9 protein-coding genes are annotated in these 16,104 nt (G+C 65.1%); 4 read left to right on the top strand and 5 right to left on the bottom strand.

Features of this window, described 5'->3' with window-relative positions; genetic code table 11:
* Window positions 1-60 precede the first annotated feature (60 nt).
* A complete protein-coding gene (locus AC56DV_RS10725; RefSeq protein WP_496314258.1) occupies window positions 61-2,646 on the bottom strand; it encodes a bifunctional aconitate hydratase 2/2-methylisocitrate dehydratase in 2,586 nt (861 codons plus the stop codon).
* Between the two features lie 272 nt (window positions 2,647-2,918).
* On the opposite strand from AC56DV_RS10725, the gene AC56DV_RS10720 reads away from it, so the two are divergent.
* The 4 genes from AC56DV_RS10720 (at window position 2,919) to AC56DV_RS10705 (ending at window position 8,088) form a co-directional block, all read left to right on the top strand.
* On the top strand, window positions 2,919-3,689 hold the full coding sequence (locus tag AC56DV_RS10720; protein WP_496314257.1) for a flagellar brake protein: 771 nt from the start codon (window positions 2,919-2,921) through the stop codon (window positions 3,687-3,689).
* A 69-nt stretch (window positions 3,690-3,758) separates the two neighbouring features.
* A complete protein-coding gene (locus AC56DV_RS10715; protein ID WP_496314256.1) occupies window positions 3,759-4,199 on the top strand; it encodes an FKBP-type peptidyl-prolyl cis-trans isomerase in 441 nt (146 codons plus the stop codon).
* A 109-nt stretch (window positions 4,200-4,308) separates the two neighbouring features.
* Window positions 4,309-5,946, top strand: a complete 1,638-nt coding sequence (locus tag AC56DV_RS10710) for an alpha-amylase family glycosyl hydrolase (RefSeq protein ID WP_496314255.1) — start codon at window positions 4,309-4,311, stop codon at window positions 5,944-5,946.
* Window positions 5,947-6,021: 75 nt separating this feature from the next.
* A complete protein-coding gene (locus tag AC56DV_RS10705; RefSeq protein ID WP_496314254.1) occupies window positions 6,022-8,088 on the top strand; it encodes a response regulator in 2,067 nt (688 codons plus the stop codon).
* A 50-nt stretch (window positions 8,089-8,138) separates the two neighbouring features.
* On the opposite strand, the gene AC56DV_RS10700 is transcribed toward AC56DV_RS10705, so the two are convergent.
* The 4 genes from AC56DV_RS10700 to AC56DV_RS10685 form a co-directional block, all read right to left on the bottom strand.
* Window positions 8,139-9,395: a glycoside hydrolase family 27 protein gene (locus AC56DV_RS10700; protein ID WP_496314253.1), complete on the bottom strand. Its 1,257-nt coding sequence runs from the start codon at window positions 9,393-9,395 to the stop codon at window positions 8,139-8,141.
* The gene (locus tag AC56DV_RS10695) at window positions 9,388-10,728 is read right to left on the bottom strand and encodes a polysaccharide deacetylase family protein (RefSeq protein ID WP_496314252.1); all 1,341 of its coding nucleotides are present in this window, start codon (window positions 10,726-10,728) and stop codon (window positions 9,388-9,390) included. Before AC56DV_RS10695 ends, AC56DV_RS10700 begins: the two co-directional genes overlap by 8 nt.
* A 63-nt stretch (window positions 10,729-10,791) precedes the next feature.
* Window positions 10,792-13,152, bottom strand: coding sequence for a WD40/YVTN/BNR-like repeat-containing protein (locus AC56DV_RS10690; RefSeq protein WP_496314251.1), 2,361 nt, complete (start codon window positions 13,150-13,152; stop codon window positions 10,792-10,794).
* Between the two features lie 21 nt (window positions 13,153-13,173).
* Window positions 13,174-16,098 (bottom strand): glycoside hydrolase family 31 protein, encoded by a 2,925-nt coding sequence (locus AC56DV_RS10685; RefSeq protein WP_496314250.1) that lies wholly within the window; start codon window positions 16,096-16,098, stop codon window positions 13,174-13,176.
* Window positions 16,099-16,104 lie beyond the last annotated feature (6 nt).

The following is a 16,104-nucleotide window of genomic DNA, read 5'->3' as shown; positions in this document are numbered from 1 at the left end:
GCTGCCGCACAAATGAAAAATCGCCGGCTAGCGGCGATTTTTCACTCAGTCAGGGGAGACTCAGGCTTTCACGGTATCCGCCACGTCGCGGAATTCCGCGATCTGGTCGAAGTTCATGTAGCGGTAGATCTGGTCCGCGTTGTCCGCGATGACGCCGATTTGCGACATGTATTCCGCCTTGGTCGGGATGCGGCCCAGGGCCGAGCACACCGCTGCCAGCTCGGCAGAGCCGAGGTAGACGTTGGTGTCGATGCCCAGACGGTTCGGGAAGTTGCGGGTCGAGGTCGACATCACGGTGGCGCCCTTGCGGATCTGCGCCTGGTTGCCCATGCACAGCGAGCAGCCTGGCATTTCCATGCGCGCGCCGGTGCGGCCCAGCGTGCCGTAGTGGCCTTCCGAGGTCAGCACTTGCGCGTCCATCTTGGTCGGCGGCGCGATCCACAGGCGTACCGGGATGTCGGACTTGCCTTCCAGTACTTTGGAGGCGGCGCGGAAGTGGCCGATGTTGGTCATGCAGGAGCCGACGAACACGTCGTCGATCTTGGCGCCGGCAACGTCTGCCAGGGTCTTCACGTCGTCCGGGTCGTTCGGGCATGCCACGATAGGCTCGTGGATGTCGGCCAGGTCGATTTCGATGACGGCGGCGTATTCCGCGTCCGCGTCCGGCGACAGCAGCTCGGGCTTGGCCAGCCATGCTTCCATGGCCTGGATGCGGCGCTCCAGGGTGCGCTTGTCCAGGTAGCCGGTGGCGATCATCCACTTCATCAGGGTGATGTTCGAGTTCATGTACTCGATGATCGGCTCTTTATCCAGATGCACGGTGCAGCCGGCGGCGGAGCGCTCGGCCGAGGCGTCGGACAGCTCGAACGCTTGCTCGACCTTCAGCTTCGGCAGGCCTTCGATTTCCAGGATGCGGCCGGAGAAGATGTTCTTCTTGCCCTTCTTGTCCACGGTCAGCAGGCCCTGCTGGATGGCGTACAGGGGAATCGCGTTGACCAGGTCGCGCAGGGTCACGCCGGGCTGCATTTCGCCCTTGAAGCGCACCAGCACCGATTCAGGCATGTCCAGCGGCATCACGCCGGTGGCGGCGGCGAAGGCCACCAGGCCCGAACCCGCAGGGAACGAGATGCCGATCGGGAAGCGGGTGTGCGAGTCGCCGCCGGTGCCCACGGTGTCCGGCAGCAGCAGGCGGTTCAGCCAGGAGTGGATCACGCCGTCGCCCGGACGCAGGGCCACGCCGCCACGGTTCTCAATGAAGGCAGGCAGTTCGCGGTGGGTCTTGACGTCCACCACTTTCGGGTAGGCGGCGGTGTGGCAGAAGGACTGCATCACCAGGTCGGCCGAGAAGCCCAGGCAAGCCAGGTCTTTCAGCTCGTCGCGGGTCATCGGGCCGGTGGTGTCCTGGGAGCCGACGGTGGTCATCTTCGGTTCGCAGTAGGTGCCTGGGCGGATGCCCTGGCCTTCCGGCATGCCGCAGGCGCGGCCGACCATCTTCTGCGCCAGGGTGTAGCCACGGCCGGTGTCGGCCGGGTTCTGCGGCAGGCGGAACAGGGTCGACGGGGCCAGGCCCAGCGCTTCACGCGCCTTGGAGGTCAGGCCGCGGCCGATGATCAGCGGAATGCGGCCGCCGGCGCGCACTTCGTCGAACAGCACGTCGGATTTCACCTTGAACTCGGCGATCACTTCGCCGTTCTTCAGGGCCTTGCCTTCGAACGGGCGCAGTTCGATCACGTCGCCCATTTCCATTTGCGACACGTCCAGCTCGATCGGCAGCGCGCCGGCGTCTTCCATGGTGTTGTAGAAGATCGGGGCGATCTTGGCGCCCAGGCACACGCCGCCGAAACGCTTGTTCGGGATGAATGGAATGTCTTCGCCGGTGAACCACAGTACCGAGTTGGTGGCCGATTTGCGGGAAGAGCCGGTGCCGACCACGTCGCCCACGTAGGCAACCAGGTGGCCCTTGGCTTTCAGCGCTTCGATCTGCTTGATCGGGCCGATCTGGCCCGGCTCGTCCGGGTTGATGCCTGGGCGGGCGTTTTTCAGCATGGCCAGCGCGTGCAGCGGGATGTCGGGACGGGTGGTGGCGTCCGGCGCCGGCGACAGGTCGTCGGTGTTGGTTTCGCCGGAGACCTTGAACACGGTCAGGGTCAGGCTTTGCGGCACTTCCGGACGCGAGGTGAACCACTCGGCGTTGGCCCACGACTGGATCACGTCTTTGGCGCGCTCGCTGCCCTTGTCCGCCAGTTCCTTCACGTCGTGGAAGTAGTCGAACATCAGCAGGGTTTTCTTCAGGCCTTCGGCAGCGACGGCGCCAACCACGGCGTCATCCAGCAGGTCGATCAGCGGCTTGATGTTGAAGCCGCCCAGCATGGTGCCCAGCAGGCGGGTGGCCAGTTCGCGCGAAATCAGCGGGCTGGTTTCGGTGCCCTTGGCAACGGCTGCCAGGAAGGCGCACTTGACCTTGGCGGCGTCGTCCACGCCGGCCGGCACGCGGTAGCTGATCAGGTCAACCAGGAAGGCTTCTTCGCCGGCGGGCGGGTTTTTCAGCAGCTCGACCAGTTCCGAGGTCTGGGCAGCGGACAGCGGCAGCGCGGGAATGCCGAGGGAAGCACGTTCAGCGACGTGGTCGCGGTAGGCAGCTAACATGATATCTCTTTCAGTCAGGGTTGATGACAGCGGTCGCGGCGTGCGCTCGCCTGTTATGTCCACTATTGTACCCCAACAACTCTTCTATAAGACATAAGAGCGTAATACTGATGCCTTCCATGTCCACGACAACGGCCCGGCGCGACGTTTTTTGCCACAGTTTTCTCAACTAAATTTGCAATTATTGCCATTTAGCAAGGCCAAACGGGGATTAACTTGTAGACTAGGTTCGCAGAATATCTATATTGAACTAAACTTCATCCATAAAAGATATGCAACTAAATGAACCCCTGGTCCGCTTCCGCAAAGGACCGCCAAGGCTGCAAGACGCGATCGACCCGATCTCGCCCACAGTGCCGACGCATGCCATGGCGGACATCGACGAGATCGGCGACGCGCTGACGCTGCTGGCGGAGACCGGCGACCCGATCTCGATGTACCCGGCCGGCAGCCGCCAGGCGGTGCTGGGACGGATACTGTCGGTCGATCCCGAGTTGCCGCATTTCGTGATGGAGCTGAACGACAGGCAAAGCCTGCCGCCGGGCAGCGTCACGTTTGTCGCCTGGCTGCGCAACGCCAAGCTGCAATTCCGCCTGAGCGATCCGGCGTGGCGTTCCCTGCCCGGCACGCCAACGCTGATACCGATGACCTTCCCGGAAACCTGCGAAGTGCTGAACCGGCGCGCGACGGAGCGCGTGGAGACGCCGCTGGGCGCCAATTTCACGGCGTCGTTCGTTGTCAACGGCGCGCCCTACGAGTTGCCGCTGTACGATTTCTCGCTGGGCGGCGTCGGCCTGCGTTGCGCGAAGCGGGACGCGAAGGGCCTGATCAAGGGCCGCAAGCTGGTGGACGTGCGGCTGGAACTGGGGCCGGACACGGTGATCGTCACCGACCTGGAAGTGCGGCTGACGCGCTCCTACCGCTCCTTCCTGCTCGGCGAACAGCTCCATGTGGGCTGCAAGTACATGAACATGGCGCCGGAGACGGAGCGCATGATCGCCGCCCTGCTCGAGAAAATCAACGAACCGCAGCGGCGGCGCTGAGCGATCCTGGTCGATCCTGGTGTATGCTGCTGCGATTTTCCATCGCACCCATCACCAAGAAAGCTCACCATGAAACAACTGCTCTCCTCCAGCGTCCTCGCGCTGTCCCTGACGTTGACGCTGGCCGCATGCGAGCGCGCCAAAGCGCCGCCGGCGGCCGCCGTGCCTGCCGTGCCCTTCCAGAAGATCGATAGCGTCACCGGCACCGGCAAGGAAGCGGTGGCCGGCAGCACCGCCGTGGTCAACTACACCGGCTGGCTGTACGCGCCGGACGCTCCCCAGCAGCATGGCGAGAAGTTCGATTCCTCGGTCGGACGCGCCCCGTTCGACTTCCGCCTGGGCGCCGGCCAGGTCATCAAAGGCTGGGACGAAGGCGTGCAAGGCATGAAGGTGGGCGGCAAGCGCACACTGATCGTGCCGGCCGCCATGGGCTACGGCGACGGCGGCGCGGGACCGATTCCGCCCAATGCCACCCTGATCTTCGAAGTGGAACTGCTGGACGTCCGCTAAGACGAAGCAAACCGTCTTGTAGCCAAATTACCTAGCTAATATTGCAATATCCGGCACTCTCAAGTAGTTTACTACTCAATAGTAGTCAAACTACATCGGATAGATCGCCATGGATTTGCAATTTCGCCCCGCCGCCGCCCTCCTGCCGCAAGCCGCGCCCGGCGGCATACGCTTCGTTTTCGATGCCGCGCCGGACACCGCCAGCGTTGCGCTGGCGGGCACCTTCAACAGCTGGTCGGGCGAAGCCTGCATGCTGGAACGCATGTCCCCCACGCGCTGGCAAGCCACGCTGCCGATACCGGCCGGGCGGCACCTGTACAAACTCGTCATCAACGGCACGGACTGGATCGCCGATCCCGCCAATCCCTGGATCTCGGAAGACGGCCAGCACAACTCCTGCCTGACGGTGGACGAATCCGGCGCGGTGCTGATGCGCCAGGCAGGCCTGGGCGCCGCCGCGCCAGGCCCGCTGCATGCGCGCGCGGCGCTTGCCAGCCCGGAATGGCTGCGCGACGGCGTGATCTACCAGTTGTCGGTACCTGCCTTTGGTGGCGACTTTGACGGCGTACGCGCCAAACTCAGCTATCTGAGCGAACTGGGTGCCGATGTACTCTGGATCATGCCTATCCACCCCATCGGCATCGAAGGCCGCCGGGGCGCATCGGGCGACCCGTATGCAGTGCGCGATTTCGACGCCATCGATCCAGCCCTGGGCGATGCCGAATCACTGCGCGCGCTGGTGGACGCGGCGCACGCGCGCGGCATGCGCGTGGTCCTGGACTGGACGCTCAACCGCAGCAGCGTGGACCATCCGTTCACGCGCACGCATCCGCAGTGGTACACGCGGCGTGCCGACGGCAGCATCTATTACGCCGTCCCCAACCGCGGCTACTTCGCCGGTTTCGACTTCGCCGACCGCGCGCTGCGTTCCTACCTGATCAACAGCATGCGCGGCTGGATCGAGCGCTTCGGCTTCGATGGCTTGCGCTTTGACGATTCCGACATCACGCCCTGCGATTTCCTGGAAGAGATCCGGACGGCGCTGGCTGCGCTGCGCCCCGACATCGCCCTCATCTCCCAATCCTACGACGAATTTCACCACCTGGCCGCCTGCGACCTGACCTACGAAGGCGGCACGCGCGAGATGCTGCGCCGCTGCGCCCATGGCGAGGCGGACGGCGCCGCGTTCGCCCGCTACTGGAACGAGTCGGCCTACAGCTTCCCGCGCGGCGCCTTGCGCATGCGCTGGCTGGAAGACAAGGAACAGGGCCGCGCCTCCGCCTTCCTGGGCCGCGCCGCCCACCGCCCGGCAGCCGCCGTGCTGCTGGCCATGGACGGCGTGCCGCACATCCTGATGGGGCAGGAATTCGACGAGCCGAGCTGGACTGGCTGGCAGGTGCTGTTCGACGCCTACCAGCTCGACTGGAAAACATTCGATGGCGAACTGTTTGCGCACTACCAAACCCTGATAGGCCTGCGCCGCCGCCACGCCGCCCTGCGCACCGGGGCCATGACGTTTCTGGACGGCTTGCCGCCTGGCGCCGTCGGTTTCACCCGCCGCGGCGAGGACGGGCACATCGTGGTGCTGGCGAATCTGTCGCCGTCGACGCTGGCGTTCGACGCGGCACTGGCGCGCACACAGCCGCTCCATGCGTCGGGCTGGCATGGGCAGGATGCGACACTGGCGCCGTATGGCTGGATGATAGGAACGGCCGCGCCTCCTGACAGCAAGCGTCAGATCAGTTAGAGTTCTGCTTGATGTGCCAGCCGGCGAGCGTGGCCCAGAGACACGTGCTTGTTGCGCATTGCGGGATGAACGACTATGGAATCCATTCAAAGCGAAGAATTCATCCGATTGAATTTCCCCCGGCTGGCCGCTGCGCTGGAATACATGCCGGTCGGGGTGACCATTGTCGATAGCGACTTGACCATCCGGTTCTGGAATCCCGCTTTTTGCCAGTTGCAGCGCTTGCCGGCCGGAGTGATGCGTCCCGGCGTCACCATGGGCGACGTATTCCGTGCCCTTGCCGCGCGCGGGGACTATGGGCCAGGCGAGATCAAGGACCTGGTGGCAGTCCGGGAGGCGCTGTGCCTGACGTTCCAGCCTCACAATTTCACGCGCATCAGCGTGGATGGCGTGGTGCTGAACATCGTTGGCCGCCCCATTTACGGCGCGGACGGCACCGTGAGCGGCTTCGTCACCATTTATCACGATGTGACATCGGAGCGGCACTACGAACAGCAGCTTGAGGCCAAGAACCAGGAACTGCTGCAGGCCAAGCAACTGGCCGAGGCGGCGAGCATGGCCAAAGGCCAGTTCCTGTCCAATATGAGCCACGAAATCCGCACGCCGCTGAACTGCGTCATCGGCATGGCCTACCTGGCGTTGAAGACCGAGCTGGACCCGCGCCAGCGCGACTATCTGGAAAAGATCCGCTTCGCCGGCGAGCACGTGCTAGGCATCATCGACGACATTCTCGACATTTCGAAGATCGAGGCCGGCAAGATGGAACTGCAGCATGTCGACTTTTCGCTCGACCAGGTGGTGCAGACGCTGACGGCGGTGGTGGCGCCGAAGGCGGCCTCGCGCGGCCTGGAACTGGTGTTCGACCTGGACCCCGCCCTGCCGACGGTGCTGGTGGGCGATCCGCTGCGGCTGAAACAGGTCCTCATCAACTACGCCAACAACGCCATCAAGTTCAGCGAGCAAGGCCGGATCGCGTTCCGCGCCCGCATGGTGGCCGGCAGCGGCGCCGAGTGCCTGGTGCGCTTCGAAGTGAGCGACCAGGGCATCGGCCTGTCCGAAGCGGAGATGGCCAAGTTATTCGTCTCGTTCCAGCAAGCCGACACCTCGACCACGCGCGAATATGGCGGCACCGGCCTGGGCCTGGCGATCTGCAAGGAACTGACCCAGCTGATGGGCGGCGACGTCGGCGTCGACAGCCAGCCCGGCGTCGGCAGCACGTTCTGGTTCACGGCCAGGCTTGGCATATCGCCCCGCCCCATGTCCACGCTGATCGGCCAGATCAGCGACGCCGCCGGCGAGCTGCTGGCCAACGCCCGCACGTCGACCATGATGGCGGCGCTGCGGACGGCCCGCATTCTACTGGTCGAAGACAACGTGTTCAATCAGCAAATAGCGCAGGAGATGCTGGAAGAAGTAGGCGCCGCCGTGTGCATTGCCAACAATGGCGCCGCCGCGCTGGAGCTGCTGCACAGCGCCAGTTTCGACTGCGTATTGATGGACATGCAGATGCCGGTCATGGATGGCCTGGAAACGACGCGCCGCATCCGCGCCGCGCCGCAACTCAGCCACATACCGGTGCTGGCCATGACGGCCACTGCCACCACCGAAGCCAGGGTGCGCTGCATCGATGCCGGCATGAACGACTTCATCTCGAAGCCGGTGCAGCCGGCGCTGCTGTATCAAACCATCGCCAAGTGGCTGCCCCGGTGCGTGCCGCAGGAAGAGCCACAGCCGCCCCCGCCGGCGCCGGCCGCCACGGCCGCCACGGCCGCGTATGGCGGCAATCCCGATGTGATAGACCTGTCGGTGCTGGCCATGCTGCTGGGCTACGATGAGGGGAAGGTGCGCAAATTCGCCCTTGCGTTCCTGCACAGTTCGCAGGAGGGCGTGCGCGACATGGAGGCAGCGCTGGCGCGCGGCGACGCGGAAGCCGCGCGCCAGCTGGGCCACCGCATCAAGGGTGCAGCGCGCACCGTCGGCGCGTTCCGCATGGGCGATTTGTGCGAGCAGCTGGAGCGGCTTGCGCCGCGCGAGGCGGATAGCGGACAGGCGGACGCCATGGCCATCGTGGAACAACTGCAAGCGCTGCTGCAGCAGGTGGCCGAGCACATTGCGCAGAACACCGGCTGCCCTGCCGCCTAGCCAGACTTGAGCGTCACCGCGAAGCTCTCAGCATGATTGCGCGATGACGGTCACTGTTTCGGGGACAACCTCATCATCACGATGTCGCGCCCTGGAACGGTCACGTTCAACGGCGTCGCGGTGGTTCCCGCCTCCCGGCCAGCCCACAGGTCGCGCACGTCGTACACCGTGCTGGAAAAGTCGGCGTTACGCCCGCTGACATCGTCGCCGATGGCGTGCTTGCGCCAGTCGTGCGCAATCTTCTTCGGCTCGTCGGTGCGGTTCAGTATCGCGATCGCCCAGTCGCCGTTCGCCAGTGGCTTAGCCCAGTATTCGACGCCGCGCGTCTTGATGAACGCGAAACCCTGGATGCCAAGCGGGTCCTGGTCCACCGCAATGACGTCGCGGTTGGCAAGAATATTCCTGACCTCGGCCGGCATGCTCGGGACGTCGGCGCCGAAGATCAGCGGCGCGGCCAGCATCGCCCACATGCTGAAGTGCGCGCGGTTCTCGCCAAGCGTCGGCAGCAGGCCGACTTCGAGCATGTCCGGATCGTTCCACTGGCCCGGCTTGGCATACTTGCGCAGACCTGCCTGCTTGTCGAGGATGTTCAGCACGCCGAGCGAGGACCATGAGCCGTGCCCCTCTTCGCATTCCCAGCAATGCGTGATGTCGCCGGTGGTGCGCCACAGGTGGCCGATGTCGCCGGCCCATTCCCAGGGCTTGTTGTCGCCCCATTCGCAGATCGACAGGATCATCGGCCGCCCCGCGGCGCGGATCGCGTCGCGCATCGTCGCGTAGGCTTCGCGCGGATTGCGCTGCGCCTGGCCTTCGCCGGTGTGGCACCAGTCATATTTCAGGTAATCGATGCCCCAGCGCGCATATTGCTGCGCATCCTGGTATTCGTGCCCCTGGCTGCCCGGCCGCTTGCCGCAGGTCAGCGCACCGGCATCGGAATAGATGCCGATCTTCAGCCCCTTCGAATGAATGTAGTCGGCGAGCGCCTTGATGCCGGAGGGGAAACGCGCCGGATCGGGCTGGATGAAGCCGTTGGCGTCGCGCTCGCCGTGCCAGCAGTCGTCGAGGTTGATATAGGTGTAGCCGGCGTCGCGCAGGCCGCTCTTGACCATGGCGTCGGCGGTGTCGCGTATCAGTTTTTCGCTGATGTCGCAGCCGAATTTGTTCCAGCTGTTCCAGCCCATCGGCGGTGTGTCGGCGAGGCCGGCGAATTTCTGCGCCCATGCGGGCGGCAGCGGCAGCGACAGGAAAATCGCCAAGGCCGCAGCCATGGGGCCGGCACGGAGGTGGCGGCGAGGTGGTTTAGTCATGATCTTGAGCCCCTGCCCATTCCAGGTGCACGACCTGGTACCCGCCATCCTTGAGCAACTTCAACAGCACCGGCAAGGCGTCCGCCAGCGGCCCGTAGGCATCGTGCATCAGTACGATGCCGCCACCGGCCGCTTTCAGGCTTTCGGCCAGGCGGGCCGCAAGGACGCCGGTCGTCACATTCGCTTCCCAATCGCCGATGCCGACGTCAATCGAAAAGACCCCGATATTCTGCGCTTGCAGCGCCGCCATCAAGGTCGGCGTTTCCGCCAGCATCGGAAAGCGATAGGCCGGCGCTGCCGCGCCCAGGGTCGCCTGGTAGACGTCCTGGGTTTTCTTCAGGTCGGCCAGTTGATCGGCGGGCGTCAATTCCCCAAGATAGGGGTGGGTATAGCTGTGCATTGCGGCCGAATGGCCAGCGCGGACAACGCTGCGCGCCAGGTCCGGGAATTCGGCCATGTTTTTGCCGACCATGAAGAACGTGGCCTTGACGCATTGGTCGGCAAGCACCTTGAGCACGCGCGGCGTGGTTTCCGGGCGCGGACCATCGTCGAAGGTCAGGACAACTTCTCCCTTGCGCAGCGGCAGCGCGGCATGCTGATTGGCGCCCCAGGCGCCGTACTCGCGCTTGAGTGTGAGCGTGCGGGCCGTGCCCAATGCGTCGGCGCCGCATTCCGCCGCGGCGGCGGGAGAGCCGAACGGCAGATGGGCGATGGCAAGCACGGCAACAGCGGCAGCGCTGGCGGTGACCGGAGGGCGGCGGCGGCGCGCCAGGCCGCCGGCGGCCAGGCCGCCCAGCATCAGCGCCAGCGTGCCCGGCAACGGTACGGCGTTCGGCGCCGCTTCCACGTCGATGTTGTCGATCTGGTTGAAGGCGCCCGAGCTCAGGCGCAATTCCGTAATGCCGTTCAGCGCCGTGTCCCACAGGCCCGCATTTTGGATTGCGCCAAGCGACATGCCATCGGCCGATACGTCGCTCCAGTCCATGTAGTAGTCGAAGCTGTTCAGGTTGAACTTGCCGCCACCCACGCGGGTCAGCGTTACGAAGGTGCCCCAGCCGTTGTCGAGTCCGTCGTGCCAGTTGTAGGTCCCCGGTTCGAACGTCCCGGTGCCGATGTTGGCCGATCCGGGCGCCGCGCCGGGCGCGTTCAGGGTCAGCCGGAAGCCCGATTCCACATAGGTCAGATTGGTGCCGTCATAGGCCATGCCACCCGACAGCGGAAAGCCATCGCCATACATCATTTCAGTCAGGCTGTCGAAGTTCAGGACGGTTGCGCCGGCGCTGCTTGCCGCCACGCCAAGGGCGATGGCGGCGAGGATGGTTTTACATTTCATGAGATTCTCCGGGAATAATGTTGATCGATGCAGCCGGCGCCCGCGAAGGCGCCGGCGTGGCCATCAATAGCTGAACACGACGCCGCGGCCAGAGGCGCTGGCAAACACGCGTCCCGGCACGGCCTGGTCGGCCGCCAGGTTGCCGAGGCCGGCGTATTGGTGCTTGTCGTCGTTGATCCGGCGCCAGGTCGCGGCGCCATCATCCGAGCGGTACACGCCCCACACGTTATTGATCACACCGACGATGTAGATGGAGGACGAGTACGCCGCACCGGCGGGCGCCTTGCCCAGCGCGATGGAGGTCGCGCCATGCACTTCCGGATACATCCACGTCGGGTTGTTGCCCCAGATCGGCGCCGTCACGTTCAGCCTGGTCCAGGTCACGCCGGAGTCCGTCGAATGCAGGATGTTCCGACCGTCGGCCACCCAGATGTCGCCTTCCGCGTTCGCGTTGACGGCGATGGACGAATCGGTGAAGTTGGCGACGGCCGCGAGTTGCGGGAAGGCCGCGCTTTCGGTGAACGTGCGGCCGCCGTCCGTCGAGTACCAGAAGTGCGCGGTATCCGACCACTGGTTCCACCATGCGCCGCCCGAGTTGAAGGCATATACCTTGTTCGGGTTCTTGCGGTCGGCGACGATACGGTACGCGCGATTGATGCCCACAGCAGGCAGGGCCGGCAAGTTCGTGTAGGTCCAGGTCGCACCGCTATCGGTCGAGTAGGCAGGCACCGCGCCGGACGGCGCCCAGACGATGTTGCCCGGTCTGGTCACGGCGACGCTGGCCTGGTCGCCCTCGTGGGTGGCCGCGTCAGGATGTTCGCTTGCGAATCGCGTCCAGGTCACGCCGGAGTCGGTGGAGTACACGCCGTGGGCCCCCGATTGAATATAGCCGGGGATGCCGATCGCCGCGATGTAGCCTGGATTGGACCAGGCCATGTCGACGCCGATGCCGTTGGCGAACACATCGACTGGCCGGCGCGTGGCTTTCTTGAGAAGCTCGGTTTGCACTTGCATGCCGATGTCGCCCGAGCCGTTCAGCAAGGTGTACGAGGCGCCCTTGGGCGGCGTCATCAGGGCCAGTGTGGCGGTTTCCTCCACGCCGTTAATAACCTGGTTCCAGACCGGGGTCGCGGCCGACGCGTTGCGCGTTTCCCACACGTCGCCGCCGGTCACGTGCATGATATGGTCCGGATCGTTCGGGTCGATCTCGACGTCGTCTACCCAGCCGGAGAATTGCGTGTCGGGGGTGTGCGGCGTCGTCGACGCGATCTCGCGCCACGTCTGGCCGGCGTCGGTGGACAACTGGACGATCGGCTGGCCCGGCCAGTTGCCCCAGGAGTTCGAAATACCGAGCGCGATGCGGGTGGTCGGACCGGAACCCGAAACGGACAAGCCGCCCATGCCGAAGTTCACCCATTGTTCCGTATCGTACTTCTTGAGCAGCGTCCAGTTGGCGCCGTCGAACTTGTACAACCGGCACGGACCGCCGGCGCCGGGCCCGATGTCCCTGGTGAACGCCACGTAGATCATGCCGTCCTTGGCACGCACCATGTGCGGGATGTGGTAGCCGGTCACCGGGGTCGCTATGCCGGTCCAGGTCGCGCCGCCGTCGGTCGATTTGTACAGGCTATTACTCAGGCCGGCCGCATTGGCATAATCCGGCGCCACGGCGGTGTAGATGGTTTGCGTGGCGGTGCCCGTGTTCGTGCTCGCGGTGTCGAACAGCACGCCCTCGATGCCGCCCGAGGTGCGTCCAGGCAAGTTGGGAATCTGGTCACCGGGGAACTGGAACGAGGACAGGGACGTCACCTGGCTCCAGTTCTGGCCGTAGTTCGTGCTCTTCCACAGGCCCGCGACGCGCGAGCCGTAATACAGGACCGAAGATTGGTTCGGATCGACCATCATGCGTTCCCCGATGGCGCGGCCCGGGTCGTTGGCGCCGACACGGAACGGCAGCTCGACGTGCGTCCAGTTGTCGCCGCGGTCGGTGGAAATGTACAGGCGGCCATTGCGGCCGTCCCAGTCATACAAGCCGGTGCTCATGTACACCCGCTTGTCGTCGTTCGGGTCCAGGGCGATGCTTTCGGTGCCGCTATAGAAATTCTCCGTGATGCCGAAGCCATCCGTGATCGAGACCCAGGCCGACGTCGCAGCGTTCCAGCGATAGGAACCGCCGACGTCCGTTCGGGCATAGAGAACGTTCGGACTGGTTGGATGGAAGATCAGGCCCGGGACATAGCCGCCGCCGCCGTACTTCACGTTCATCCAGCGGTTGCCCGTGGCCGCGACACCCGGGCCAGACGCGCCGCCCTGTTTGGCGGCATGCGCTGGCGGCTGTGCGGACGGATTGCCGCCGCAGGCCGCCAGCAAGACCGAGGTGATCGTGGCGATCGCGGCCAATGCAACGATGTGTTTCCGCTTCATTTTTTTCTCCAGAATAGATGATTACCGGTCGAACGCCACGACCATGGGTTTGCCCTCATACCGCACCGTCCTGCTGGCCTGGGCGGCGCCGATGCCCTTGCCATTGGCTTCATCGACCAGCACCAGGTTCAGCGTGCGCCCCTTCGCCATGCCGGGAAAGCCGCCTTTGCGCGCGCCGATCGTGAGCGTGCCGGCCTTGTCGTTCCAGCTGAGCTTGGTACGGGCGGACTGGCCCTTTTCATAGGCATAGGTCTCGTTGTCGTCCTCGTATAGCGTGAAGCTGCCGTCGGCGCCCGGATAGATGCGGATCTCGTAGGGCGCGTCCGGCTGCTCCGTCGCGTATTGCATCACCGGTCCCAGCGGCAGGATGGCGCCGGCGCGCACGTACAGCGGCACCACGTCCAGCGGCGTGTCGCGCGCCACCGTCCGGCCGCCCTCGTGGCGCCGATTGGTCCAGAAGTCGAACCAGGCAGCGCCCTTCGGCAGGTAGGTGCGCATGCTCATGTCCACTTCCGGCCTGGTTGCGGCCAGCGCGCGGATGGCGCTCGGCGTGCGCCAGGCCAGCCGCACACTGCGGTCCGAAGTGGCCTGGTAGTACTCGAGCGTCAGCTTGACGCGCTGTCCCTTGCGCAGCGTCTGGCGCGTGGTGGCCAGCCGCCTGCCGCCGTTTTCCCAGTCCTGGATCACGACCGCGCCGTCGAGGTGGAGACGGTAGCCGTCGTCGCCTTCCACCCCGATCTCATACTCGCCGTCCTCCGGGGCGTCCAGCGTGCCGTTCCAGCGCACGGAAAAGTCGTCCAGTTTCTCCAGACCGGCCGGCAGGGTGGCCAGCGGCGGCGCTGGCCAGACATGGTCGATGACCTTGTCGATCACCTGCCCCTTGGGCGTTCCGAAGTTGCGCCCTTCGAAGTACTGCCCCGCCAGGCCGGGCTGGCCGTCCGGCGTGCGCAGATAGTCGCCCGGGATGGTGGCCGGCGGCGGCGGCTGGATGCGGAACATCGGCCGGGTGACTGGATGCACCAGCAGCGAAGGCCCGAACATGAAAGCGTCGTTGATGCCGAAGGTCGTCTTGTCGCCCGCGAAGTCCATCGGCAGCGCGCGCATCAGCGTGTAGTGCTCGCTGGTGACTTTCGCACTCAGCCCGTAGATGTAGGGCAGCAGGCGGTAGCGCAGGTGCACTGCGTCGAGCAGGGACTTGTAGACCTCGGGGTCGAGTGTCTTGAAGATGTAGGGCTCGCGCTCGACGTCGGTGCCGTGCACGCGCATGATGGGGTTGAAGGCAGCGTACTGGAACCAGCGGGCGAACAGTTCGCGGTAAGCGGGGTTCTTCTCGCCGCCGGGGAAGTCGCGCTGGACGAAGAAGCCGCCGGTGTCCTGGGTCCAGTAGGGGTTGCCGGTGATGGTGACGTTGACGCCGCCGCTGACCTGCTTGCGCAGGGTGTCCCAGCTGGCGAAAATGTCGCCCGACCATGAGGCCGCCGCGGTGCGCTGGGCGCCGGCCCAGGCGGAGCGGGTCAGCGTGAAGACGCGCTTGTCGCTGGTGGCGCGCTGGCCCTCGTACGTGCCCTGCGTGGTCAGCAGCGTGTAGGGGTTCAGGTAGCGGGAGAAATCGCCCAGCGCGTTCCTGCCCAGCGATTTGATGTCGGCTTCATTTTTGGCCGCGTCCCAGGCGGCGGAGCCGACTTCCACTTCTGTGCCGTCCATCCACAGCGCGTCCGCGCCCTGGTCGAACAATCCGGACTTGGCGTGTTTGAAATAGATCTCCCGCCCCTTGGCGCTGTATGCGTCGTAGATGCGGGCCTTCTGCGAAATCCAGTGCAGCGGTTCGAAGCGCAGCCCATGCAGGTCCAGCTCCCTGGCCAGCGACGTGTCGTTGCCGATGGAGGGCCAGATCGAGACCATCAACTTCAGGTTGCGCCGGTGCAGGCTGTCGGCCATGCCGCGCGGGTCGGGGAAACGCACGGGATCCCAGACCATGCCGCTCCAGGTGCCGTCCTTGTCGCCGCCCCAGTACTGCCAGTCCTGCACGATATAGTCGAGCGGGAAGCGCTCCTTGCGGAACGTCTCGGCCACTTCGAGGATGCGGGCCTGGGTCGGATAACGCTCCTTGCTCATGAACAGGCCGAACGCCTGCCTGGGGTACATCGGCGCTTCGCCCGTCAGGCGCCGGTATTCGCCCACCACGTCGTCCAGCGAGCGGCCGCCCATGAAATAGTAATCGACGCCGCCGGGGGCGCTTTCGGCCCACAGCCTGGCGCCCTCCGGACCGTCCTGGAAGCGCATCTTGGAATAGGTATCCCACAGGATGCCGTAGCGCTCGGACGACATCATCACCGGGATGACGATGCCCAGGTTGGTCTGCACCAGCAGCAGGTCCTGGTTGCGGCGGTTGACGGCGTCGCTGTCGCTGTAGCCAAAGCCGAAGATCGCTTCATCGGGCTTGAGTGTGAAGCGGTTCTCCACCTCATAGGAAGGGGCGCCCGAGATATCGACCGGCTTGATCGATTGGGGCTGCCCGGACTCGCGCGTGTAAAGGCGGCCGGCGCCGTCCATGAAGCTCAGCGCGCCCGTCTTGCGGTCGATGGCGATGCGCAGCCTGGCGCTCTTGATGATCAGCGCGCCGGCGCTTTCCTCCAGCTCGAAAGGCACCGTGCCGGGCTGGTCCACCACCACCAGGCTGGGACTGGTCCAATGGTTTTCGCCCAGGTTGGCGTTGACGCGGACCGTGGCCGGACCATAGAAGATTACGTTCTTGGTGACGGCGCCGACGCGGAACTGCACGCCATGCCGCAGACGCACGTAGCCAAAGCCGGCGCGGCTGGCGATGGGCGCCGCCAGCAGGTGGCCGTTCTTGTCCAGTCCACTGGGGGCCGGTCCCGCCGCGTTGGCGCAAACGGCGGCGAGCGCGAGCGAAGTGGCCAGGATGGCCTTGCTTGGAAGTCTCATGATTCC

The sequence above is a fragment of the Massilia sp. BGA-UO-ETr-WB1 genome, assembly GCF_059567845.1.
The sequence above is the reverse complement of the archived record's forward strand: the minus strand, read 5'-3'. Positions and strand labels throughout refer to the sequence as shown.